The 23,029-nt window shown below is 63.5% G+C and carries 21 protein-coding genes; 10 read left to right on the plus strand and 11 right to left on the minus strand.

Features of this window, described 5'->3' with window-relative positions; all coding sequences use genetic code 11:
• The first annotated feature begins 191 nt into the window (after positions 1–191).
• From J7E83_RS20810 to J7E83_RS20840, 7 genes are all read left to right on the plus strand, one after another.
• A complete protein-coding gene (locus J7E83_RS20810) occupies positions 192–794 on the plus strand; it encodes an RNA polymerase sigma factor (RefSeq protein ID WP_214966047.1) in 603 nt (200 codons plus the stop codon).
• On the plus strand, positions 791–1,621 hold the full coding sequence (locus tag J7E83_RS20815) for a peptidase M56 family protein (protein ID WP_214966049.1): 831 nt from the start codon (positions 791–793) through the stop codon (positions 1,619–1,621). Before J7E83_RS20810 ends, J7E83_RS20815 begins: the two co-directional genes overlap by 4 nt.
• Positions 1,622–1,798: 177 nt before the next feature.
• The gene (locus J7E83_RS20820) at positions 1,799–2,530 is read left to right on the plus strand and encodes a hypothetical protein (protein ID WP_214966051.1); all 732 of its coding nucleotides are present in this window, start codon (positions 1,799–1,801) and stop codon (positions 2,528–2,530) included.
• A 576-nt stretch (positions 2,531–3,106) separates the two neighbouring features.
• On the plus strand, positions 3,107–5,089 hold the full coding sequence (locus tag J7E83_RS20825; protein ID WP_214966054.1) for a beta-glucoside-specific PTS transporter subunit IIABC: 1,983 nt from the start codon (positions 3,107–3,109) through the stop codon (positions 5,087–5,089).
• 58 nt (positions 5,090–5,147) lie between these two features.
• Positions 5,148–6,557: a glycoside hydrolase family 1 protein gene (locus tag J7E83_RS20830; protein ID WP_214966056.1), complete on the plus strand. Its 1,410-nt coding sequence runs from the start codon at positions 5,148–5,150 to the stop codon at positions 6,555–6,557.
• Between the two features lie 10 nt (positions 6,558–6,567).
• Positions 6,568–7,497: a PRD domain-containing protein gene (locus tag J7E83_RS20835; RefSeq protein ID WP_251044280.1), complete on the plus strand. Its 930-nt coding sequence runs from the start codon at positions 6,568–6,570 to the stop codon at positions 7,495–7,497.
• 59 nt (positions 7,498–7,556) lie between these two features.
• Entirely contained in the window at positions 7,557–7,838 is a 282-nt protein-coding gene (locus J7E83_RS20840; RefSeq protein ID WP_214966058.1) for an HPr family phosphocarrier protein, read from the plus strand.
• A 137-nt stretch (positions 7,839–7,975) separates the two neighbouring features.
• Here J7E83_RS20840 and J7E83_RS20845 read toward each other — a convergent pair whose 3' ends face one another.
• The 9 genes from J7E83_RS20845 to J7E83_RS20885 all read right to left on the minus strand — a co-directional run bounded on the left by J7E83_RS20845 (position 7,976) and on the right by J7E83_RS20885 (position 18,457).
• Entirely contained in the window at positions 7,976–8,842 is an 867-nt protein-coding gene (locus J7E83_RS20845) for an HAD-IIB family hydrolase (RefSeq protein ID WP_214966059.1), read from the minus strand.
• Positions 8,843–9,111: 269 nt separating this feature from the next.
• Positions 9,112–10,098 carry an aldo/keto reductase gene (locus J7E83_RS20850; RefSeq protein ID WP_214966061.1) on the minus strand — a complete coding sequence of 329 codons (987 nt, stop codon included), beginning with the start codon at positions 10,096–10,098 and terminating at the stop codon, positions 9,112–9,114.
• Between the two features lie 341 nt (positions 10,099–10,439).
• A complete protein-coding gene (locus J7E83_RS20855; RefSeq protein WP_214966063.1) occupies positions 10,440–12,026 on the minus strand; it encodes a Na+/H+ antiporter in 1,587 nt (528 codons plus the stop codon).
• A 254-nt stretch (positions 12,027–12,280) separates the two neighbouring features.
• Positions 12,281–12,607, minus strand: a complete 327-nt coding sequence (locus tag J7E83_RS20860) for a carboxymuconolactone decarboxylase family protein (protein ID WP_214847393.1) — start codon at positions 12,605–12,607, stop codon at positions 12,281–12,283.
• Between the two features lie 121 nt (positions 12,608–12,728).
• Positions 12,729–13,571, minus strand: a complete 843-nt coding sequence (locus tag J7E83_RS20865) for an SDR family oxidoreductase (RefSeq protein ID WP_214966065.1) — start codon at positions 13,569–13,571, stop codon at positions 12,729–12,731.
• Between the two features lie 198 nt (positions 13,572–13,769).
• Positions 13,770–14,531 carry an SDR family NAD(P)-dependent oxidoreductase gene (locus J7E83_RS20870; protein WP_214966067.1) on the minus strand — a complete coding sequence of 254 codons (762 nt, stop codon included), beginning with the start codon at positions 14,529–14,531 and terminating at the stop codon, positions 13,770–13,772.
• 70 nt (positions 14,532–14,601) lie between these two features.
• Complete coding sequence (locus J7E83_RS20875; RefSeq protein ID WP_214966069.1) at positions 14,602–15,810, minus strand: MFS transporter; 1,209 nt, start codon at positions 15,808–15,810, stop codon at positions 14,602–14,604.
• 124 nt (positions 15,811–15,934) lie between these two features.
• Positions 15,935–17,173, minus strand: coding sequence for an MFS transporter (locus J7E83_RS20880; protein WP_214966071.1), 1,239 nt, complete (start codon positions 17,171–17,173; stop codon positions 15,935–15,937).
• A 294-nt stretch (positions 17,174–17,467) separates the two neighbouring features.
• On the minus strand, positions 17,468–18,457 hold the full coding sequence (locus J7E83_RS20885; protein ID WP_214966073.1) for an alpha/beta hydrolase: 990 nt from the start codon (positions 18,455–18,457) through the stop codon (positions 17,468–17,470).
• Between the two features lie 177 nt (positions 18,458–18,634).
• Between J7E83_RS20885 and J7E83_RS20890 the strand changes: the two genes are divergently transcribed.
• Positions 18,635–19,576: an AraC family transcriptional regulator gene (locus J7E83_RS20890; protein WP_214966075.1), complete on the plus strand. Its 942-nt coding sequence runs from the start codon at positions 18,635–18,637 to the stop codon at positions 19,574–19,576.
• Between the two features lie 93 nt (positions 19,577–19,669).
• Here J7E83_RS20890 and J7E83_RS20895 read toward each other — a convergent pair whose 3' ends face one another.
• Both J7E83_RS20895 and J7E83_RS20900 read right to left on the minus strand, forming a co-directional pair.
• Positions 19,670–20,542 carry an aldo/keto reductase gene (locus J7E83_RS20895; protein ID WP_214966077.1) on the minus strand — a complete coding sequence of 291 codons (873 nt, stop codon included), beginning with the start codon at positions 20,540–20,542 and terminating at the stop codon, positions 19,670–19,672.
• Between the two features lie 109 nt (positions 20,543–20,651).
• A complete protein-coding gene (locus J7E83_RS20900) occupies positions 20,652–21,122 on the minus strand; it encodes a nuclear transport factor 2 family protein (RefSeq protein ID WP_214966079.1) in 471 nt (156 codons plus the stop codon).
• A gap of 269 nt (positions 21,123–21,391) precedes the next feature.
• Between J7E83_RS20900 and J7E83_RS20905 the strand changes: the two genes are divergently transcribed.
• Both J7E83_RS20905 and J7E83_RS20910 read left to right on the plus strand, forming a co-directional pair.
• Positions 21,392–22,102, plus strand: coding sequence for a TetR/AcrR family transcriptional regulator (locus tag J7E83_RS20905; protein WP_214966081.1), 711 nt, complete (start codon positions 21,392–21,394; stop codon positions 22,100–22,102).
• A 148-nt stretch (positions 22,103–22,250) separates the two neighbouring features.
• Positions 22,251–22,652: a cupin domain-containing protein gene (locus J7E83_RS20910; RefSeq protein ID WP_214966083.1), complete on the plus strand. Its 402-nt coding sequence runs from the start codon at positions 22,251–22,253 to the stop codon at positions 22,650–22,652.
• Positions 22,653–23,029: the final 377 nt, after the last annotated feature.

Below are 23,029 nucleotides of genomic sequence, written 5' to 3' on the forward strand. Positions count from 1 at the left end.
AGAAACAGCTGGCCATTGACAGAGAAGGCGGGCGGCGGTGCACGGCCTGTCAGAGGGTTCAATTCCGATGCCCATCAAAGCTCGAAGGTCGCTCAAAAGGGTGGGAGGCGTAGCTTCTGAGGAATCCAAAAGATTGTAAAAGTTTCTTGGAATCTCTGAATCCTTTTGGCCCTGTCCGGACACTATAGGGCATGGGGAACATAGAAACCGGGGAAGAGGGGCTGTGGCACCAGAGTCTTCTGGGCGAAGGTGATGCCTTTGGCGCGCTGTATGACCGGCACCGTGAGCGGGTTTTCCGTCACGCATACCGGCTGTGCGGGAACCATCACGATGCTGAAGACATCATGGCAGCCTCGTTTCTTGAACTCTGGCGGCGGCGGAAGAATGTCCGGGTGGTGGAAGGATCCGTCCTTCCTTGGTTACTGGTCACTACAACGAACTTGGCTCGCAACCGTGCCCGCGCCACCCTGCGGTACCAGCGCCTCCTGACTTCCCTCCCCCGTAACCAGGAGCTCAACGATCCGACGGCAGATTACTACCGCAAGTACCAGGATGCGCTCGATCAGGACCTTGCACGCGCTCTGGCAATCCTGACGATCGAGGACCTGCATCTGGTGAGCCTGGTGGTTTTTGAGGAACACACCATCGCCGCTGCCGCCGTCGTCCTGAATCTCACCCCAGCCGCAGCGAAATCCCGGATGCACCGCGCACGCCAGCGCCTGAGGGCAGTGCTCGAGGGACCACCATCTATCCCCACCGGCCCCACCCCGGTTCTGGAAGGAGAACGGCCATGAACCAGCTCCACGTTGACAACCTTTTCAGCGACGCCCTGCGGGCAGAACTTGTCACTCAAGTCGGTGAAGCATCACCTGCCCGAAAACGAAAGCGCACAAGGATATGGCTGGGCGCCGGGACCCTGGCCGGGGTGGGTCTGCTCGGTGGCATCGGCGCCGCAGCAGCAGGGCTGTTCATGCTCCCCGGCGGCGAGAAGGTGACACCACTGGCACCGCCGGTCGCTGCGACGTACACCGGCTCGGCAACTGTCGAGCTTGGCACTCCTCCCGCCGGCACCACGGGGATTCAAATGGAACTAACCTGCCTCACCCCAGGCAGGTTTGAGTATCCAGACGGCGCGTCCAGCATCTGCTCCATGAGCGACACGACGAACCCCAAATCAGACTGGAGCGACGCGGCGAACACCAAATCAGGTTGGAGCGGTTACACCATCAGCCTCGCCCCGGGCCAGGACAGTGTCACGATAAAAACCGACCCCGAGGCCCGCTGGCAGCTCACCGCCAAGTATGTGAAACAGGAACGAACACCGCTGGGAGTCAATGCCAATGGTGAAACATACGGTGTCGAAAGCCAGGAAAACGGCACCCCCGATTTGATCGCAGTGATGGCCACAAACGGTCAATCCGGGTACGCCTACGCCCGCGACCTCTACGGCGGACCCACGCCCACCAGCCCGGAAGACCTGATAAAGAACTTCAGCAACCCCATCCCCCTCCGCGAGATCCCTGTCTTCCTGAGCGACGGAGAAACCCAGATCGGGGTCTTCCAACCAGCGGGCGGTGGGATCCCCTCCTACCCAACACTCACTGCCTCTCCGACCGGGTAGCCCGATCGAAGAATGGAAATCTCAGTGAACAAATACGTGCGTAAACGACACCCAGTCAGGTCTCACCAAAGATCCCCGGGATGGAGGACCGTTACTCAGAACGCGACTGGTCTCCGTGACAGCGCACTTCTGGGCTTGCCTAGCCAGCTATCTATGTCAAAAGGGAGGTCCATAAAAATGAACAAGCAGAAAGCGTCTATCGTGGTTGCGGCCGTGCTGCTGCTACTTGCGGGGGTGTCTTCTTGCGGATCAGACCCACCCAACCCTGTCGATCACGGGTCAGATCAGCAGGTGGGACAGGCTGCAACAGCGAAATCCCATGATGCGTACGCCAACATCCCAAGTGACCAAATTCAGCACACCGGAGCCGAGGTTGAGTTTCTTTGGGACGCTAAGGACCCGTATTGTGGATACAACAGATACCCCATCGTGGCTCGCGTGCACGTCGACTCAATCGACGGCGGTCGCACCTACAGCCCCATCTTTAATCAATACACCTTCCCGCAGACCATCGGAAAGATGACGATCCAAACGGTATACAAGGGAGACGTCAAGCCCGGTGCTCAGCTAACTTACAACAAGGGTGGTGGAATCGTCTCCTTCGATGAGTACTGGAAGAGCCTCAATCCCCAGCAGCAGGACAAGCTCACCCATCTCAACGGCGGTCAGAAACCAACCGGAATTCAGTACGTCAAAAAGGTGTATTGGGAGGATGCCGAAATTACGGTCGGGAAGGATTACATCGCACTCCTGTTGCCCCAGCAGTACAAAGATGGAACGGCCGAGGAATATTCCATCCAAGGGTTCCAGTATGGCTTCCGAGAAGCGAAAGGCTCCGGTGCTGAGACGACCGTCCTCAACAACGAGACCAAAGCCTGGGAGAGCCTTGGCAGTATTGTGAGGCCTTGATCCTGGTGCTCCGCCGAGACCGGGGCTAGGGGTTCCTAGCGAACGCGTGCCACGCTTTGCCAACCTCTGATCCAGATCACGAACGTTACTGGTGGACCTCCAAGTAGAACTCCACCAAGTTCGGGCGCCCTGCGAAAGTGCCTAAAGGCTTCAACCCCAAAGTCTCGTAACCCTAGGGATTCGGTACGCATGGGTTATGAGACACATCAAAACCGATTAGGAGAAGGGTTCGGCGCCGCAAGGGGATCCCTCCCCTGGACAGTTCAGCTCCCACAATCCATGCGCTGCTTGCCCTTCGGGTTGAGTAGAGCTGAGCGCGAGTCCTACGAATATGCGGTAATCGGCAACATCCGTCATCAACTCGGTGTTGCTCACCGCTGGCTGCTTGGCACCCAGGACCTTGGACTTTGGAGCATGCACGCGGTTGCTTGTGACGCAGACCACCTGTATAGTCCTCGGAGTAGGTAGTTCTGCCTGCGAGGATTGTTACCCGGGACACGGGGCAAGACCTGAGACGCACTGTGATGTGCGGCTTGGGTCTTTTTTTGTGCCCGAAAATGGACAGAGAGGTCTGATATGGCTGCTGTGGATTACCGATCGTTGGCTGCGGGGATTGTGCAGGAAGTGGGCGGTGAGGAGAACATCGCCTCCGTGACCCATTGCGCGACCCGTCTGCGGCTGAGGCTGCGCGATGAGAGCAAGGCGGACAAGGGCGGCGTCGAGAAGTTGCCCGGGGTGATTACCGTGATGCGCGCCGGCGGTCAGTTCCAGGTGGTCGTAGGGAACAACGTGCCCACGGTGTACGCGGAGCTGGGCAAGATCACGAAGCTCACCGGCGAGGATTCCCCCGCTGATGGAGTTGAAGGACCGAAGGGGAGCTTTCTCAACCGGTTCATCGACCTGATCTCCTCGATCTTCCAGCCAATGGTGTGGCCGCTGGCCGGTGCGGGCCTGCTGAAGGCGTTCCTGAGCATGGCCACCCAGTTCGGCTGGCTGAACCCGCAGTCCCAGACGTACGTCATCCTGGCGGCGGCTGCCGACGCCCTGTTCTATTTCCTGCCGTTGTTCCTGGCGGTCACGGCAGCCAAACGGTTCAAGACCAACCAGTTCACCTCCATGGCCATCGCCGGCGCGCTGGTCTATCCCTCGATCGTGGCCCTGGGCGCTGCGGGCGCCCCGGTGTCCTTCGCGGGCCTGCCAGTGGTGATGATGAACTACACCAGCTCGGTGATCCCGATCATCGTGGCCGTCTGGTTGCAGGGCTATCTGGAGCGCTTCCTTAACAAGGTCCTGCCCTCGGCGCTGCGCAACTTCACCACTCCGCTGCTGACTATCCTGATCATGGTGCCGCTGGTGCTGATGACGGTCGGTCCGATCAGCACCTACGCCGCCCAAGGCATCTCGGGCGGGATTACAGCGTTGTTTGGCCTCGCCCCCTGGCTTGCCGGTGCCCTCATGGGAGGCTTCTGGCAGGTATTCGTACTGTTCGGCCTGCACTGGGGCTTCGTCCCGATCCTCACCAACGATCTCGCCACCCAGGGCTACTCCCTCCTGACCGGCCCGTTGATGCCCGCCGTGCTGGCCCAGGCGGCCGCGACCCTGGCCGTGTTCTTCCGCACCCGCAACGCCGCCCGGCGTGAGGTCGCCGGCCCGGGCGCCCTGTCCGGGTTCCTGGCCGGAATCACCGAACCTGCTATCTACGGCGTGAACCTGCCGCTGAAAAAGCCCTTCTATTTCGGCCTCGCAGGCGGCGCGATCGGCGGGGCCATCGCGTCCAGCGGCGGCAGCGCAGCCAGCTCCTTTGTCTTCCCCTCTCTGCTGGCATTGCCGGCCTACTCCACCATCGGAAATTTCACCCTGCTGCTGATCGGCACCGGAGCCGCCGTGGTCATCGCCTTCACCCTGACCTTCCTCTTCGGCCCCCGCGAGACTGCGATCCCCGCGGAGGCCGTTCAGCCGAATGAGACCGACCTCCTGGATCCGGTCACCCACGACGCATCGCTGGCTACCGGTACTGCCCGACAGGGCGCCACCTCCGGTACCGCCTCCGGTACCGCCGTGGCCACTCTGCCCGCAGGCACGGCGACGGCCACCGAAGTCACCGGCACCGTCGAGGTCCTGACCCCGGTCGATGGTCACGCTGTGGCCCTGGCCGAAGTAGCGGACAAAGTATTCGCCTCTGAGGCCATGGGCAAAGGCGTGGGAATCGTTCCGACTGGCGGGCATATCTATGCCCCGATTTCGGGCACGGTGAAGGCCGCCATGAAGTCCGGTCACGCCTACGGCATCAAGTCCCACGACGGGGTAGAGGTCCTGGTGCACATCGGCATCGACACCGTCCAGCTCGAGGGCCGCGGCTTCAGCCCCGCCGTCACCCGCGGCGATCAGGTGCAGGCCGGGGACCTGCTGGCCGTGGTCGACCTGGACGTGGTGGCTGAGGCGGGTTATGACCCGACGGTTTTGATGGTTATCACCAACACCGCGCAGCTAACCGGCGTTGTCCCGGTTGCACAAGGCGTGGTGACCCACGGTCAGCCGGCCGTGACCGTAGAAATCTGACACGGAACCGAACAGACTCGATCTGATGAATGATGAACAACAAAGCAAGGAACAACCCATGACGACCACTTTCCCCGAAGGCTTCCTATGGGGCGGAGCGACGGCAGCCAACCAGCTTGAAGGCGGCTACAACGAGGGCGGCAAAGGACTGTCCATCCAGGACGTCATGCCCCAGGGGCTCCTGACCCCGCCCACCGATGGCCCGACCCAGGACAACCTCAAGCAGGAGGGCATCGATTTCTACCACCGCTATGCGGAGGACATCGCCCTGTTCGCCGAAATGGGGTTCAAGGTGTTCCGCTTCTCCATCGCGTGGAGCCGGATCTTCCCAAAAGGGAATGAGGACACACCGAACGAGGAAGGCCTGGCCTTCTACGACCGCGTGCTCGACGAGCTCGAGAAGCACGGGATCGAGCCGCTGGTAACGATCAGCCACTACGAGACGCCGCTGCACCTGGCACGGGACTACAACGGATGGACGTCGCGGGAACTGATCGGCTTCTACGAACGCTACTGCCAGGCTCTGTTCGAACGTTACGGGCAGCGGGTGAAGTACTGGCTGACGTTCAACGAAATCAACTCGGTGCTGCACTTCCCGTTCATGTCCGGAGGCATCCCCACTCCCCCGGAGCAGCTGTCCCAGCAGGACCTCTACCAGGCAATTCACCACGAGCTGGTGGCCTCGGCGCGGGTCACCCGCCTGGCACATCAGATGATGCCCGGCGCGCAGGTCGGATGCATGATCATCGCCCTGCCGGTCTACCCACTCACCCCCGACCCCTCGGATGTGGTGGCCGCAATGCATGTGGCGCATGACAGTTATGCCTTCGGCGACATCCATTGCCGCGGCGAGTACCCCGGCTACCTGCTGCGCCGGTTCCGGGAACAGGACATAGAGCTGGACATCACCGACCAGGACCGGGAGGACCTGACCAACACGGTCGACTTTGTCTCCTTCAGCTACTACGTGAGCACCTGCGAAACCGCCGATCCAGTGAAGAAGGTCGAGGGTGCCGGGAACCTGCTGGGTGGGGTGCCGAATCCGACCCTGCAGGCCTCAGAATGGGGCTGGCAGATCGACCCGCAGGGGTTGCGTGTGGTGATGAACGACTACTGGGAGCGGTGGCGGAAGCCGCTGTTCATCGTCGAAAACGGCCTCGGGGCGGTCGATGAGCTGGTGGAGGTCGACGGTACGAAGACTGTGGTGGATGACTACCGGATCTCTTACCTCAACGACCACCTCGTCCAGGCCCGTGAGGCTGTTGCCGACGGGGTGAACCTGTTGGGATACACCACCTGGGGGTGCATCGACCTGGTGAGTGCTTCCACCGCGCAGATGAGCAAGCGCTACGGCTTCGTCTACGTCGACCGCAATGACGACGGCACCGGGACCCTGGACCGCTACCGGAAAAAGTCCTTCGAATGGTACCGCCAGGTTATCGCCACCAACGGCGCACACCTGCAGTAACACCACTGCCATGAGGCCCGGCGGCGGGGAGTTCGAAGACTCCCGCCCCGGGCTCACCAAAACCTACAGAAAAACCGATGGGAAGGAGGGCTACGTGGAGGTCCTGCGCATCTTCAACAACAATGTCGTCCTCGCCCGCAACGACACCGGCGGCGAGGTCATCCTCACCGGCCGCGCCCTGGGCTTCCAAGCCAAGCCCGGCCAAAGGGTCGACGAAGCCAAGGTGGCACGGACCTTCGTGCCCGACGACGGGCGGGACGCGGACAATTTCGGGGCACTGGTCGCGGCGATCCCTCCCGAGCACCTGCTGCTGGCCGATCAGGCCCTGCAGCTCGCCCGCACCGACATGACCGCCCCACTGAGCTCCACCACCGTCGTGGGCTTAGCCGACCACCTAAGCTTCGCAATCAAACGCCTGAGGCAGGGCATCGACCTCGAATACCCCCTGCGGGCCGAGGTCTCCCACCTCTACCCCGACGAGCTGCGGATCGCCCAACGAGTTCTGGACCACGTGAACACCTGCCTCGAACAGCCACTGCCCCAGGAAGAGGCCGTGCCGATCGCCCTGCACCTGGTCAACGCCGGCTTCGCCACCGGCGACCTGTCATTCACCTACCAAATGACCGGAGTCTTCACCCAACTCTTCGAAGTCCTCGAACAGGCCTACAGCCGGCCCTTCGACCGCGACACCATCAACGCCGCCCGCTTCATCACCCACCTGCGCTACTTCTTCGTCCGCGCCCACACCGGACGGCAACTGGACGAAGGCGCCACCCGGCTCAGCACCGCCATCCGGGAAGCCTACCCGGACGCCTTCGCCACCTCACTCAAGCTCCAGGCAGTGCTCGAGCTACGCCTGGGAGAACCGCTCACCGACGACGAAGTCACCTACCTCACCCTGCACGTCGCCCGAATGGTCGATGACCTCCGGGTGCGCTGACAACACCCTTACATCACCCGAAAACACATACGACATACCTGCACGAAAGGCCCAATCCCATGATCGAACGCACTGCCACCATCGCCTCAACAGTCGGTCTGCACGCCCGCCCGGCCGCTATCTTCGCCGAGGCCGCCGCCGACTACGAGAACCTTGAGATCACCATCGCCGCCGAGAGCGATCCAGCCGATGAGGCATTGGACGCCACCTCAATCCTGTCGCTGATGAGTCTGGGCGCCAGCCACGGCGACACAGTCGTTCTACGCGCAGAAGGCGAGGGTGCGGAGCAAGCCCTGAACCATCTGGCCCACATTCTTGAAACCAATCACGACGCCGAATAGGACCTCCCTAATCATGCGGTCCTTCCGACAGTCAGGTCAGGGAACTGACTACGATTGGGGAACCACTACCCCTTACAGCACCTGAATGGCAGCGGCAGTTGAAGCGGTCAGCTGGAAGCTGTTCCGCCCGGAGGAATTCAGCTCAACTTGGCGCTAAGAAAGAGGCCGAGATCGGCAAAGGCAGCCACGAGTCCCTCCCGGTGCGGCGGAGCAGCGGTGCGGTCCGCAAGTGCCATTAGTTCCGGGGAAGACCCTTCGATGGCAATCCCGACGCCAGCATAAGCAATCATCTCAAGGTCGTTTTGCCCGTCGCCGATCGCAACCGTATCCCCGCGGTTTATCCCAAGATGGGCGGCAACCGCCGCCACTCCGTCGGCCTTGCTGATCCCGCGCTGATACAGCTCGCCGGCGTGCCGGCCCTCACCGGCAATCGAGTTCTCAATGATCGCGATGTCCCGACCGACCTGATCGGCAAGGCGGTCCATAGGGATAGGGCTATCAAACACAGAGATTTTTGCGAAGGACACGTTCACGGCATTCGTAATGGGCTTGAGCGCGTCAAGGATGACCGAGGACCCTACCGCCTTGCCGTCCGATCCCCGTTGGAAGTGTGCCTCGATGATCGTTCTCAAACGCTCAATCGCCCCCTTGGGCACGTAGAGACACTCCTGCGATTCAAGGATGTAGACGACGTCGTGCGCATCAAGCACTGCCATCGCGCGGGCAGCGAGGTCTGCGGAAAAGCGCCGGTCCACAAGCACCTCGCCCGCTACCTTAACGTAGGCACCAGCACTTGCCACGACCCCGTCGAATCCTGCCTCGAGGATGCTCGCGGACAGCATCGGCACCGGCCGCCCCGTGCACAGTAAAACCCTGTGCCCGGCCTCCCGTGCTTCCCGGACGGCGCGTACGTGTCCCGTTGGGACGACTCCGAAGTCTGCGTAGGTGCCGTCCACGTCCAAAAAGACGGCGCGGCTGGTTCGTGCAGTGGCACTTGGTTGCATGCGCGATCCCCTTTCACTACTCATAATCCGGATCCTATCTGTCTAGGACAGTGCCGGCAGCCATCAGGGGCAGGAAGGACGGAAAAATCCAGAAGGACCCCGCCGGCCGGAGGCCTGGCCATGTCGGTGGTTAGTGCTGGCGGTGGCTGGTGCTGTCGGGATGGTTGCCCGGTGTTGTGTTGCCCATGAAACAGCGCCGGGCCGCCACGTACGGATGGTCCGGCGCCGTCGCTTCCGAAGGGCTGGGCAGGGGAAGCCTTCCGGGGCGATTACCGTCCTACGAGTGCCATGTGGTGTTCGTTGTACCGGTCTCCTTGCACTCCGACCCTTGCGGCCAGGGCATCGAGGTCAGCGAGCTCGTCAGCTGAGAGAGCGATCGTCGTGGACGCTGCGTTCTCTTCGACGCGTTCCCGGCGGCGGGTACCTGGAATCGGGACGATCCAGGGCTGCTGGGCGAGCAGCCAGGCCAAAGCGATCTGCCCGGTGGTTGCTTGCTTGCTGGTAGCCAGGTTTCCGATGTGGTCGACGAGAGCCTGGTTCGCGGCACGATTCTCCGCCGTGAAGCGGGGGATGGTGGCCCGGACGTCGCCGTCGCTGAACGTGGTGGAGCTGGTGACGCTGCCGGTGAGGAATCCTTTGCCAAGCGGGCTGAAGGGAACAAAACCGATACCCAGCTCCGCCAGGGTCGGAAGCACTTCAGGTTCGGGGTCCCGCGTCCACAGCGAGTACTCGCTCTGCACAGCCGTCACAGGCTGAACGGCGTGTGCCGCCCGGATCGTGGCGGCAGACGCTTCAGAGAGTCCGAAGTGGCGGACCTTGCCGGCCTGGATGAGTTCCCCGACGGCGCCGGCGACGTCCTCGATGGGCACGTTGGGGTCGACCCTGTGCTGGTAGAACAGGTCCAGCGTGTCCACGCGGAGCCTGCGCAGTGATTCATCGGCGACCTGCCTGATCCGCTCCGGGGTGCTGTCCAGTCCGAGGACTTTGCCGTTATCGATCTTCATCCCGAACTTGGTGGCGATAACGACCCGTTCGCGGACAGGGGCCAGTGCCTCGCCGACGAGTTCTTCGTTGACGAACGGCCCGTAGACCTCCGCCGTGTCGAAGAAGGTGATGCCGATATCGACCGCGCCGCGGAGCACGCCCATCATGGCCTGCCGGTCTCCGGGGTTGGGCCCGTAGCCCATGGACATGCCCATGCAGCCCAATCCGATGGCTGAGACCTGCAGTCCCTGACCGAGAGTACGTGTATGCATGTTGGGTTCCTCTTTCCTGTTCGTGTTTACTGCTGTGTGCACACCACCGGGTGTGGTGTGCGGGTGTCGGTTAGAATCCGGTGCTGGGGTGATTTCCATGGTGGCGGCGCGGGTCCGCTCAACGACCACGGGTAATGTTGCCGGTGTCGAATCCCGAGCGGTAGGGCCGTGGTTGCTGCACCCTGCGTTGCTGCACCTTGCTATTGCGGATGCCATCAGGCCAGCGGCTGTTGCTGCCGTAATTTTCTTGTTCATGGCTCCTGCCGGTGCAGTGGTTCTTTTCGGTTTCGTATTTGAGGTTTCGTCGGCCCGGCCCTGGGCCGGAAGGATGTGAAGGGAAACTATTCGGTGCTGTCGTGGCGTGACAGCCTGACTTCTTCTATGTCGAGCCTGGTCTGCACTTGGCGGAGCACTGTGTCATCGATGCGGCTTTCGTCCCGGAGTCTGACGACGGCGGCGCGTTTGCGGGCGAGTAGTGCCAAGCGCAGCGCGGTCTCGTGTTGGTCGTGCCGGGGCGCTGGTTCGTCTCCGTCCTGGTCGTTGCTGGCGTGCAGGACGCGCAGGTGTTCCTCGTATTCGCGGCGGAGCCGGTCGGTGACTTCGTGGTCGGCGCCAAGCTCGTCGGCGAGTCCCGGGAGTGCTGTCAGGGCTTCTTCGATGGCGGTAGTTTCGGCGAACTGGCGTTCCTCACCGGCGGACTTGTCGTGGGGCAGACGGGCCCAGCGGACCACTGCCGGCAGCAGCGGACCCTGGATAACCAGGGTTACGACGATGACTCCTGAGGTCACAAAGATGATAATGTCCCGCTCGGGGAACGGGGCGCCCGAGGCCAACGTCCCAGGTACAGCCAGTGCCGCGGCGAGAGACACGGCCCCGCGGAAACCTGCGAGTCCGCTGACTACCCGGGCACGGTTGCTGACCCTGCGCAGGCGCTGCTGGGGCCGCCTGTCGATGAGCCGGATCGCATAGGTGGCGACGAACAGGAAGAGGAAGCGGATGCCGAGCACCACTGCCGAGACTGCCGCCACAGCCAGCAGCCCGGTCGCGAGCCCTACACTGTTCAGCCCCCGGACAGCGGACTGCAGCTCCAAGCCAACCAGGACGAAGAGGGATCCGTTGAGCAAAAACGCTGTGAGGGACCAGAACGCTTGTCCCTGCCGGCGGGCTCCGGCCCGGACCACCCGGGGACCGGTCTGGCTCATGAACAGCCCGGCGACGACCACGGCCAGGACTCCCGAGGCGTGGACGGTCTCGGCGAGCAGGAAGGCGGTGAAGGGGGTCAGGATGGAAACGACGTTGGCCAGCAGTGGGTCCTCCAGGCGGCGGTGGATCTGCATTCCAACCCACGCTGTCACGGCCCCGGCCAGTGCCCCGGCGCCGTAGGCGAGCAGGAACAGCCCCGAGACGCGGGGGACGTCGAAGTGCTGCTCGCCGACGGTGATGCCCACGGCCAGGCCGTAGATCACCAGCGCTGTTCCGTCGTTGATCAGGCTCTCGGCACGCAGCGCCGTGACGTTGCGGCGGGGCAGCGCCCGGGCGAGTACCCCGACGGCGGTTGCATCGGTGGGGGCGACGGCGGCGCCGAGAACCCAGGCAGGCCCCCAGGGCAGACCGAGTGCGTGCGCGACCAGGGCCACGCCCCCGGCAGTAGCAATTACCAGCGCGGTACTCATCAACACGATGCCGCGCAGGTTGTTCCGGATCTCCCGCAGGGACGTGGTCAGACTTTCCCAGTACAGCAAGGCCGGCAGGAACAGGAGCAGCACGGTTTCCGGAGGCAGATGGACCTCACGCAGTGTGGGAATGAAACCCAACAGGGCGCCGCTGGCGAGCAGCAGTACCGGGGCGGCGACCCGAACGCGGCGCGCTGCGATGTTGCACACCAGCACCACCACGCCCAGAATCACGACCAGTTCAAGTCCAAGCACGATTATTGCCTTTCACGTGGTCGGTCGGCCCGCTTCGCCCATGATCCGCAGGTCTTCCCCATCCTTTATCAGCGGCAACCCCTAGGCGCGCGGACGCTGTCGATGTCCTCCCGGACGCGACCCATTCGGTTGCGGTCGTAGAAGTCCCGGGCCTGAGGAACCGGCGTCCGTCATCGCCGGACGCGAGGAGAAGTCCCTTCTCTTCGCGTGAAGTGAAGAGAAGGAACTTCGGAGCTCGTCTTCGGCCTTCGCCGCTAGTCGGTAAACACCTTCTTCGCAATCCCCATCGCCGCCATCCCGTAGGGCCAACCGGCGTAGAACGCGACGTGGGTCAGGGCTTCGATGAGCTCTTCCTGGGTCACGCCGTTCTCGACCGCACGGCCAAGGTGGAACTCGAGCTGCGGGTAATGACCGCCGGCGGCGAGCAGCGCGACGGTGATGAGGCTGCGGTCGCGGGCCGCAAGCTCGGGGCGGTTCCAGACGTCCTCGAAGAGCACGTCGTCGGTGAGGGCGGCGAGCTTGGGGGCGAAGTCTTCGAACAGGTTGCGTCCGCCGCCTACCTGCTTGGGCTGGTCAGTCATGAGGATCCTTCTTTCATTTGGGTGGGTTGGTGGTTGGGTTCTACGGTTGAAGCGGCACTCTGGTCCGCCACCGTCGTTCATCTGATGGCTGGAGCGCGGTTCGTGGCGCTGCTCCGGCCGGTCAGTCCGCGTCAGTGGAGGACGCGAGCTGCTTCTGCGCCTCGAGCGCCGTGAGGCGATCCTGCAGAACCTGATGAGTTGTGCCGTAGGCGTCGGAGCCGAGCAGCAGTCGCAGCGGCGCGGGCTCGACATCGACGCTGTCGATCATCGCGGCGACCATCTTGCCCGTGTCACCGAGCGCCTCAACACCGATCAGCCCGCGGAACGCGTGAGCCGGGTTGCCTTCATAGGCGGCGAGCTCGTCCGCGATCTGCACGCTGCCTCCGAGGAACTCGGTGCGCGCTGCACCGGGCTCGACGATCGTCACACCGATGCCGAACGGGGCAACTTCCTGCGAGACGGACTCCGCAAAGCCTTCGATGCCCCACTTGGTGGCGTGATACATCGACGAGCCGGGGAAGGTGACTTGCCCGCCGTAGCTGGAGATCTGGATGATCCGCCCCCCGCCCTGTGCACGGAGGTGTGGCAGCGCAGCGCGGATCAGCTGAATCGAGCCGGAGAGGTTGGTGTCGATGATGTGCTGGATCTGCTTGTCGGAGAGCTCTTCGGCCGCACCGAAGAGCCCGTAGCCGGCGTTGCTGACCACGACGTCGATGCGCTCAACGCCTCTGAAGGCGCGGTCGACGGTCGAGCGCACGGCGGCGGTGTCCGTAACGTCGAGCAGCTCCACGCGGAAGGCGTCGCCGTACTGCTCCTGCAGGTCCGCGACGGTTTCGGGCTTACGCACGGTCCCGATGACATGGTCGCCGCGTGTGAGCAGCTGCTCGGCGAGCACCCGGCCGAAGCCGCTGGATACACCGGTGATAAGCCAGGTGCGCTTGGTGGTGATGGAATCGGTGGTCATGGTTCTCCTATATTCGAGGGTCGGCCGGTTAGGAAGGTCTTGGGTTCGTTAAGAGATGAGGAGGCTACCGTCGGCGCTGCGGGTGGTGCGCACGCTTTCGGGTCAACGTTCCGGACATCGAGCACGACCGCGTGGCCGCGTGGTGGGAACTGGCGAGGGCTTAGCTGACTTTCTGCCCGTCCCGAGGATCCCCTGTTCTCACGATTCGCCTTTGAGCCTGTCAGCAGGTATCGGGAGGGGGACTCCGGTGTGGTCGGCGAGCTGTGCGATCAGTTCGTCCTGGAAATCTTGGTTTAGGGTTGCCGGGTGGGGTGCCTGCTGGTGCATGTGGTGCCAGTACCCGCCGGTGACTTCGGCTCCCGGGTCCTTGCTTCCGGCCAGCCATGCCTGGGTGAGGTGGCCTTCGCGGAGGTCATCCGACGCGCCGGCCCCGCCCATACGGGTGGGCACCCAGCCGGGGTCGACGGCATTGGTGTGGACCTCGGGCCAGGTGCGGGCGAGGAACATCGTGAACGCGGTGATGAACAGTTTCGAGTCAGAGTACGTCTTGGTGGCCCGGGTCCCGGACCAGTCCGCGCCGGTCAGGTCGGCCCGCCCGCCGCGGTGCATGCCGCTGCTGAGGTACACCAGCCGGTCCGGGCGTTCAATCAGTGCCGTGAGCAGGTAGGGGGCGACGACGTTCACCGGCAGGAGGGCCGCTCCGTCGACGACGCCGGCGTTATGGATGATGGCGTCCATCCGGCCGATGCTGTTCACTTGCTCGGCAATTGCGCGAACATCGTCGGTGCGGGCGAGATCGCCGGTGACGACCTGTACCCCGCGCGCGGCCAGGTCGCTTAAGGCATCGGCCCGGCGGGGGTTGCGGGCGTGAAGGACGAGGTCGTGTCCGTCGTCGAGGAGGTCCAGGGCGGCGTTACGGCCGAGTCCTTCCGAAGAACCGGTGATGAAGATGCGAGACATTCGGGAATCTCTTTCCTGACATTTGTGGTGTGCGGCGGTCGGTCGTGGTGGGTGGTGTTGGTTGGACGTGTCAGGTCTGGTCGGTGAGAGCACCGCGGCGGGTGAGGGCCCAGATGAGGAGCGCGGCGGCGACGATGGCCAGGGCGGTGCCGGCGATGGTTGTCCACCCTCCGGTGGCCCAGAGCGGCCCGGCGAGGGCGGAACCGATCGCGCCGCCGAGGAAGTTGCTCACGACGAACGCGGTGTTCAGGCGGCTCCGGTTCTGACCGGGCAGGGACAGCAGCCGGGTCTGGCCCAGCACGAGGGTGGTCTGCGCGGCGAGATCCAACACGATCACGACCACGACCAGGGCGATGACGGAGGACTGTGCCAGCCAGGCACCGACGAAGGAGACGGCCAGGAGGGTCAGCGCGACTCCGGAGGCTGGCACTGACCAGCCACGGTCGTGGAACGAGCCGGCGCGGCGAGCAGCGACTGCACCCGCGAGGCCCGCAAGGCCGAACAGGCCAATCTGGCCGACGGTGAAGGAGAACGGCGGGGCGGACAGCAGGTATGTCAGCGAGGTCCAGAACAGGGAGAACACGGAGAACACCGCGGCGCTGATGAGGATTGTGGGCCTGGCGGCGCGGTGCTGGGCAACGGTGGTGAACACTGACCCGAGCAGACGGAAGTAGTTCGTTGCCGGGCGCTTTTCCAGCTGCGGGATCATAAACAACAGCACGACAGCGAGAGCGACGGTGAGGATGGCGGCGAGGACGTAGATGGCGCGCCAGCCGACGAATTCTGCAACGGCTCCGCTGATGGTACGGGACAGAAGGATGCCGATGAGGGCACCGGAGGCGATCGTGCCCAGCACCCGCCCGCGCTGTTCGGGCGCAGCCAGCTCACTGGCCAGCGGGGTCAGCAACTGCGCCGAAACAGTGGTGAGCCCCACCCCGCCGAGCGCGGCGAGCAGTAACGAGAAAGTGGGGGCCACCGCCGCGCCGATGAGCGCGATCGCTGACAGTCCGAGGATGAGAGGGATCATCTTCCTGCGGTTCAGGACATCGCCAAGAGGGACGATCAGGAAGATCCCGAGCGCGTAACCGATCTGGGTGACGGTTACCAGCGACGCAGCACCAGCGGACGACACATCAAGCGAGCGAGCGATCTCCTCGATAAGGGGCTGCGCCCAATAGAGGTTTCCGACGGCGAGGCCGCCGGCGATCGCGAAGGTGATAGTCCGAAGACGCGTCATGCCACTGGTGCGCGTCATGCCACTGATGGTGGAGGTTGTCATGATTTCCTTTCCTGATGATTGCGTAACGCTCACAGCGGTTGCGTCAGGGGTATTCAGCCGAGCCAGCCGCTGGGTTCACCGTTGCAGCTGCGGATACCGCCGATCGGGGACCACGTGGGGAACCTCATACGTCACCCTGTGCGGGTGTCGGAGTCACTGAGCGGCGCTGAGCGAAGACGAGTGCGCTGAACAGGATGAGGGCGATGGCGGCGAACGTGGTTCCAACGACCGGTGGTGCGAGCTGGCCCAGGGTGCTGGTGAGGGCGGCGCCGGTAATGGCCGTGCCGATGGCGGTGCCGACGTTGAACATGGAAGTTGCCATCGCGCTGGGAAGGGTGGCACCGTGCCCCCCGTACTTCGTGACAAGCGAGAAGAGCACCGGGTTGGCTGACAGTCCCACGGCTCCGAGCACCGTGAAGGCGACAAAGGTAGCTACCGTAATCGTCGAGACGATGGACAGCATTGCCATGGCAAGAAGACTGATCAGAACGGTGACCACGGGTGTGCGGAACGGACGGGTGTCACCGAGACGCCCACCGACGACGTTCCCGGCCAGTGCACCGACACCGAAGAGGAGCAGCGCTGCGGGCACGTACGACGCGGAGAGTCCCGTCCGGCCGGTGAGCAGCGGTGAGATGAAGCTGTAGACGGACAGGACCCCGGCGGTGACGGCGGCGCAGGTAGCGAGGACCAGCCACAGGCGACCAGAGCGGAGTGCGGCGAACTCCGCACGGATCGAGGGAGCGGTTCGGCCTGTTCTCTCAGAGGGCACGAGAGATGCCACTGCACCGATGGCCAGTGCAGACAGGAGCGCAAGAGCCCAGAACGGTCCGCGCCATCCGACGACCTGGCCGCCGAGGGAGCCCAGTGGCACGCCCACGACGGTCGCGAGCATTCCGCCTCCGAGGACGATCCCGAGTGCGCTGGAGCGGCGCTCGGGGCCTACCAGGCCGGCGGCGACGACAGCGGCGACGGACCAGAAGGTGCCCGTCGCGATGGCAGCGGCGAAGCGGCTGAGCAAGAGCAGGGCGAAGCTGTCGGTGAGGGCAAGTACGACGTGCGCAACGGCAAACAGCCCGAGCGCCATGACGAGGGTAACCCGGCGGGGCAGGCGCAGCGTCAGCATCGGCATGACTGGTGCGCCGATGATCATGCCGATGGCGAAGGCAGTGATCGCCCAGCCCGCGTGCGCCTCGGTGGTACCGAAGTCGGCGGCGACCTCGGGCAAGAGCCCGGCCACTACGAACTCGGTGGTGCCCATCAGGAAAGTTCCTGCGGCCAGGACGTACACGGCCAGGGGCAAAGAAGGTCCGCGCCGGCGGGCGAGTTGGAGGGGTGGCTGGACGGTGGTCGTGTCAGGCATGAAGGCTTCCTGGGGAGGGGAATGGGAAAGGCGCAGGTGCCGGTGGCGGCGGGAGCTGGGCGGTTCAGGGCATTGGGGGGAACCTCAACGCCTGGTTCTGGAGGCGCCGGTTGTGCCGAACTTCGGAGTTTGGATGCACGGTGTCTGACGACAGCAAAGGTAATCCTAGAAACCGGATACTTGGCATCCATATAAGAAAATTTATCATACAAGCGGATACGCCGCAACCGCTTAGCCGAGCGGGTGCCGCGCCTGGGGGCCAGCACCCGCTCGTCGCGGTAGCGTCGGCGAGGACTACTTCAGGTTGCTGTTGAAGAACTCCGTGATGGTGTCGAACGGGATCTTGTCCGCCCGGTCGTTGAGGTCGACGTGGTTGGCGTCCTCTATGATCATGAGCTCCTTCGGCTCCGCCGCGGCGGCGTAGGCGTCCTCGCTGAAGTACCGCGAGTGGGCGTTCTCGCCGGCGATCAGCAGGGCCGGTCGCGGGGAGATTTCGGCGATGTTGGTCAGCAGCGGAAGATTCATGAAGGACAGCGGGGTGGTCGCGGTCCAGGCGCCGTTCGAGTTCGGCGAGTTCTCGTGGAAGCCCCGCGGGGTGCGGTAGTAGTCGAAGAACTCTTCGGTGACCGGGTCGGTGTCGGCGTCCAGCTTCTCAGGCAGAATCCGGGGACCGGGCGCTGTGGAGTCGTTGTCGGCATCTGTCCACCGCTGCTCGCTCAGCTGCTCGAGCAGCCGGGTGCGCTGGTCGGTGGTGAGGCTGTCATTCATGCCGCGGCCCATGACCCGCGACATGTCATACATGCTCGCGGTCACGACCGCCTTGATGCGCTTATCGACCGCCGCGGCGGCCAGGCCCATGCCGCCGAAACCGCAGATGCCGATGATGCCGATGCGGTTGCGGTCCACCACGGCCTGCTGGCCGAGGAAGTCGACTGCGGCGCTGAAGTCCTCGGTGTTGAAGTCCGGGGTGGCCACATTGCGCGGCTCTCCGGCGCTCTCACCGGTGTACGAGGGGTCGAACGCGAGGGCGGCATATCCCCGCTCGGCCATCGTCTGGGCATACAGACCCGACGACTGCTCCTTGACCGCGCCAAACGGGCCAGAGATCGCGAGTGCCGCCAACTGTCCGCCGGCGGAGTTCTTCGGCAGGTACAGGTCACCGGCGAGGGTGATGCCGTAGCGGTTCTTGAACGCGACCTTCTCGTGCTCGACCTGATCGCTCTTGGGGAAGGTCTTGTCCCACTCCTGGGTCAGCTCCAAAGCTTCTCCTTCTATCTCATACATTCGTGCTGGCTCTTCCAGTCTGGCGCGAACGCGCACTGAACCAGTAGAACGATGCTGGCTCGTTCTTGCCTGATCCTGCGAGGCGGGGCTCGGATTGGGCAGAAGCTCCCGCTTCGGTGGCTACAATTTTGTCCTGAGCGGGTCACTGCCGCCGCCGACGACGAAGGAGGGACCCCGGTGCCGGATCATCAGGACGACCATCAGCCAGACCGGCGCCAGGAAGCGCTCCGCCGAATCCTCGCGGGCACGATCGACCGCTGGACCAAGGGCTCAGAGGACATCCCGACCGCTATTCCCGGTTTGTCGTTCTTTCGCCGCGAGGCACCGACCGAACCAGGGCTCTGCCAGATCGAGCCAAGCGTCGTGCTCGCTGTCCAGGGTGCCAAGCGCATGCTGGTCGGGGAAGGTAACTACGCCTATGACAGCCGGAATTTCCTGATCGCATCGCTCGACATCCCCGCTAGTTCGCAGGTCCTGGGCGCGAGCCCGGAACGCCCGTGCCTGGGACTGATCATGCAACTCGATCTCCGCATGCTGGCCGAGCTGGGGGCGCAGACCCATCTCCCGCCTCCGAAGGACTGCTCGGACCGAAGGGGGGTGGCCCTGGGAACCGTCACACCGAGCCTGCTGGAGCCGTTTAAGCGGCTCACAGACCTCCTTGAGGAACCCGAAGCGATCGAGGCGCTGGCACCGCTTGTGCTGCGCGAGATCCACTACCGGCTGCTCGTCAGCGATCAATCAGGTCGGCTGCGTCAGCTGACGGCGGTCGGAAGTCAGAGCTTCTCCGTCGCCAGAGCCATCGGGTGGCTCAAGGCCAACTACGCCTCACAGTTGCGGATCGAGGAGCTCGCCGACCGAGTGCACATGAGCCCGTCGAGCTTCCATCACCACTTCCGCCTGCTCACGGCCATGACCCCGCTGCAGTACCAGAAGTGGCTGCGGCTGCACGAGGCCAGACGGCTGATGCTCACCGAAGGGTGCGACGCCACCAGCGCTGCGTACGAGGTCGGCTACGAGAGTCCCTCGCAGTTCAGTCGCGAGTACTCCAAACTCTTCGGGGCCCCACCCCGACGTGACGTGATCGGCCTGCGCCGCAACGCCGTTCCCGCGGCGCACTAGCCGTACGCCCCCGGCACGTCATCGGATTCGGGACAAGCCGCAGCACGGGCGGGCCGCCGAATAGATGCGGCCCGCCCGTGGGTGGGGTGATGCTCAGGCTTCGTCGATGACGATGCCGGAGGACTCGAGGTCGAGGTTGTCGATGTCGATGGTATCTCCGGTGTCCAGTGCGTCGATGCGGGTCAGTTCATCGCCGGTCAGCTCGAAGTCGAAGACGTCGAAGTTCTGGGCGATGCGTTCGGCGTTGATGGACTTGGGGATGGCCGAGCGGCCCTGCTGGATGTGCCAGCGGAGCATGACCTGCGCGTTCGTCTTGCCGTAGACCTCACCGATGGCACGGATCGTGGGGTCGTTCAGCGGGTTGGAACTCGACCCGTTGTAGCTGCGGATACCGCCGATCGGGGACCAGGCCTGGGTGAGGATGCCGTGTGCGGCATTCTTCGCCTGAATCTCGGCGTGGGTGTTGTACGGGTGCAGTTCGATCTGGTTGACCGCCGGCACGATGTCCGTTTCGGCAAGCAGGGCGTCCAGGCGGGCCGGCACCAGGTTGCTGACACCGATGGCGCGCACAGCCCCGTCGGCCAGGAGCTTCTCCAGCGCCTTGTAGGCCTGGATCGTGCGCTCGAACTTTGCGGTCAGCGGCTGGTGCAGGAGCAGCAGATCCAGCTGCTCGACGCCGAGCTTCTTGGTGCTCTTCTCGAATGCGTGCAGGGTCTCGTCGTATCCGTAGTCGGTGATCCACACCTTGGTTTCGATGAACACCTCTTCGCGCGGCACTCCCGAGCGGTGCAGGCCCTCACCAACTTCCCGCTCGTTCAAGTAGGCGGCGGCGGTGTCAATGTGTCGGTACCCGAGTTCCAGTGCGGTCTGCACGGCTGTGACTGTCTCCTCCGGAGCGGTCTGGAACACGCCCAGGCCGATCGCGGGCATAGTGACGCCATTATTGAAGGTAACAGCCGAGGACATTTCTTCTCTTTTCATCTATCGGTTCAATGTTGACGTCGGGGCGCCACTCCCACGACCAGGGTGTCCAGTCGCATCAGAAGCACGTCCGCAGAAATGGCTGGCGCCGTGCTTAGGAAGCTTCGGCCGGGACGCCGGGTGCGGGCTTGTGGTGGGCGCTCATGTCGCCGACGCCATCTGCATCGACGATCCGTTCCTGGAAGCGCCACGATCCCTCGTCGAGGACGAACGTGTCGAGGTAGCGGCCCTGGAATATCAGCTGGAGGGGGAAGTCCTTGGTGACCTGGATCGAATCGACGTACGAGACGCTGCGTGCGGTGGCACCGTCTTCCGCGATGTCGATGATCAGGTTGCTCACGACGTGCCGGGTGCCGAGCCGGTCACCGTAGACACGAATGACCTGGAGGGCTGCCAGATGCTCCTCGGCGCCCTGGCAGATCACCTCGGGCGATAGCTGCCAGCGTGCGTTCTCGAACAATGCAGCGGCGCCGGCCAAGTCAGCACCATCCAGACGATGGCAATAGGTGTAGATCAAGCGTGCGATCGCCGATTCGGCGTCGCGACGCTGCTCAGATGTCAACATGTTTTTCCTTCACTTCTAATCGGCAGTACGACTGACCCCTGTTCGCGCTGGGCGCCGGAGCGTTGACTGCTACAAATCTGGAATACCCGAGTCCAGACGGGAGACCTGGGAGCCCTTCTGGAGGCGCCGGGTTTGGTGTCTAAACCTCGGAGGCTGGATGCACACTGTCTGATGGCAGCAAACTTGCAAGAAAACGGATACTGCGCATCCATATAATGAAATTACCATAGAAGCGGATACGCTGCAACCGCTTTGGTAAGCTCTTGAACATGACCGAACTCAAGCTGCGTAAGGATGCCGCCCGCAATCGCGCACGGCTATTAGAAGCGGGGCGCGAGGTCTTCGCCCAGCGGGGCCTGGATGCGACCCTGAACGATGTCGCCCACCATGCCGGCGTGGGTGTGGGCACGGCGTACCGACGGTTCGCGAACAAGGAAGACCTCATCGACGCGATTCGGTGTCAGCAGGACAGTGAACTCGAGGCAATCCTGAATGAAGCTCTGGCCATGGATGACGCCTGGGACGCACTCGTGCTCTATCTGGAGAAATCGCTCGCCCTGCATGTGAGAGACCGCGGGATGGCCGAACTCCTCACCGGACGGCGCGTCCGGCCGGAAATGCACGATCAGAGCCGCAACCGGCTGGCGCCTCTCGTGAATCGCGTCGCCGAACGTGCACGCGACGCCGGAGTCATACGCGCAGACGCCACCGGCACGGATTTGATCTTCCTCCAGATAGCCTGCATCTCCATCGGCAACGTCGTGCAGAACGGCCCCGAAATCGAAGAACGCAACGATGCCCGCGACCTATACCGCCGCTATCTCTGGGTCATGCTCGATGGCCTGACCCCTCAACGCGGCGACACCGCACCACTCCCCGTACAAGCACTCACCACGGCGCAGCTCCACACACTCCTCCGCGGCCCCATCACCGCGGACAACTCACACGCGATGGGAAGCAACGCCAACGGCAGGCCGTAGGCCGTTCCCCACGGGTCGACACCACGTCGTCACCCACGAAAAATTCATCGAAACCATCGCCCACGTTCCGCTCTACGCCGACTGGCCCAAGAGCATGTGAGCCATGGCGTCGCCAAGAATGTCTTTACACACAGCAGGTAGGAAAAACATGAACATCGAACCCCTAGCGCCGACCACCAAGAACCCGCCGGCCCAGTTTGCCGGGGACGTGTGGCTTGACCCGATCGCCCTACCCCACGAGGACGACCAGACGATGGTCGTCGCGACGGTCCGCTTCGCCCCCGGAGCACGAACCGCCTGGCACTCCCACCAGCACGGCCAGTACCTTCGCGTGACCCAAGGCATCGGCCGTTTCGGTACCCGGGACGGAAAGATCACCGAAGTCCACCCTGGCCAGACGCTTTACACTCCACCCGGCGAAGAGCATTGGCACGCCGCCGCCCCCGGCTGCTTCATGGAACACATCGCCATGCTCCAAAACGGCGAGGACCCGTCCAAAACCACCACCTGGGGCGAGCACATCACCGACGACGAGTACAAGGGCCGCTAACTGCAGCTCGTGACTCACAAGCCAATAAGGAGTTGGGTCTTCTCCTTGCACAGAACACGCCAACTCTTCAAGGGGCCGTCTCATAACCCTTGGGGTGCGAGACGTCTCATGGGACCTCCCGACCGATTAGGCGGCAATTCTGCAACTCGCGCCCTCCCGCGAGTGCCCTGGCAACCGGTGATTTTACTCGTAACTATGTATCAAAACCTTCTGACCGAATCGCTGTATCCGGCGTTAGTTTCGAGACATCCGCTTAGGCGAACTTCGGTACCCCTGACTTCGTGTTCTTCGGCAAGCCCTCATGACTCCGGATCGAACCTCAGATTCCCCCCGGGGCCGCGGGGTCAGGGTGGACAATATTGGTGGACCTCCAAGTA

The organism is Arthrobacter sp. ISL-48 (assembly GCF_018613805.1).
Taxonomy (GTDB): Bacteria; Actinomycetota; Actinomycetes; order Actinomycetales; family Micrococcaceae; genus Arthrobacter.

Excerpts from the sequence above, each read along its gene's own strand:
- J7E83_RS20845 (WP_214966059.1), bottom strand. The coding sequence starts at position 8,842 with ATGCAACCAAGTGCCACTGCACGAACCAGCCGCGCCGTCTTTTTGGAC.
- J7E83_RS20910 (WP_214966083.1), top strand. The coding sequence starts at position 22,251 with ATGAACATCGAACCCCTAGCGCCGACCACCAAGAACCCGCCGGCCCAG.
- J7E83_RS20870 (WP_214966067.1), bottom strand. The coding sequence starts at position 14,531 with ATGTCTCGCATCTTCATCACCGGTTCTTCGGAAGGACTCGGCCGTAAC.
- J7E83_RS20875 (WP_214966069.1), bottom strand. The coding sequence starts at position 15,810 with ATGACAACCTCCACCATCAGTGGCATGACGCGCACCAGTGGCATGACG.
- J7E83_RS20820 (WP_214966051.1), top strand. The coding sequence starts at position 1,799 with ATGAACAAGCAGAAAGCGTCTATCGTGGTTGCGGCCGTGCTGCTGCTA.
- J7E83_RS20835 (WP_251044280.1), top strand. The coding sequence starts at position 6,568 with ATGAGGCCCGGCGGCGGGGAGTTCGAAGACTCCCGCCCCGGGCTCACC.
- J7E83_RS20840 (WP_214966058.1), top strand. The coding sequence starts at position 7,557 with ATGATCGAACGCACTGCCACCATCGCCTCAACAGTCGGTCTGCACGCC.
- J7E83_RS20860 (WP_214847393.1), bottom strand. The coding sequence starts at position 12,607 with ATGACTGACCAGCCCAAGCAGGTAGGCGGCGGACGCAACCTGTTCGAA.
- J7E83_RS20905 (WP_214966081.1), top strand. The coding sequence starts at position 21,392 with ATGACCGAACTCAAGCTGCGTAAGGATGCCGCCCGCAATCGCGCACGG.
- J7E83_RS20825 (WP_214966054.1), top strand. The coding sequence starts at position 3,107 with ATGGCTGCTGTGGATTACCGATCGTTGGCTGCGGGGATTGTGCAGGAA.
- J7E83_RS20850 (WP_214966061.1), bottom strand. The coding sequence starts at position 10,098 with ATGCATACACGTACTCTCGGTCAGGGACTGCAGGTCTCAGCCATCGGA.
- J7E83_RS20900 (WP_214966079.1), bottom strand. The coding sequence starts at position 21,122 with ATGTTGACATCTGAGCAGCGTCGCGACGCCGAATCGGCGATCGCACGC.
- J7E83_RS20865 (WP_214966065.1), bottom strand. The coding sequence starts at position 13,571 with ATGACCACCGATTCCATCACCACCAAGCGCACCTGGCTTATCACCGGT.
- J7E83_RS20880 (WP_214966071.1), bottom strand. The coding sequence starts at position 17,173 with ATGCCTGACACGACCACCGTCCAGCCACCCCTCCAACTCGCCCGCCGG.
- J7E83_RS20815 (WP_214966049.1), top strand. The coding sequence starts at position 791 with ATGAACCAGCTCCACGTTGACAACCTTTTCAGCGACGCCCTGCGGGCA.
- J7E83_RS20885 (WP_214966073.1), bottom strand. The coding sequence starts at position 18,457 with ATGTATGAGATAGAAGGAGAAGCTTTGGAGCTGACCCAGGAGTGGGAC.
- J7E83_RS20830 (WP_214966056.1), top strand. The coding sequence starts at position 5,148 with ATGACGACCACTTTCCCCGAAGGCTTCCTATGGGGCGGAGCGACGGCA.
- J7E83_RS20810 (WP_214966047.1), top strand. The coding sequence starts at position 192 with ATGGGGAACATAGAAACCGGGGAAGAGGGGCTGTGGCACCAGAGTCTT.
- J7E83_RS20895 (WP_214966077.1), bottom strand. The coding sequence starts at position 20,542 with ATGTCCTCGGCTGTTACCTTCAATAATGGCGTCACTATGCCCGCGATC.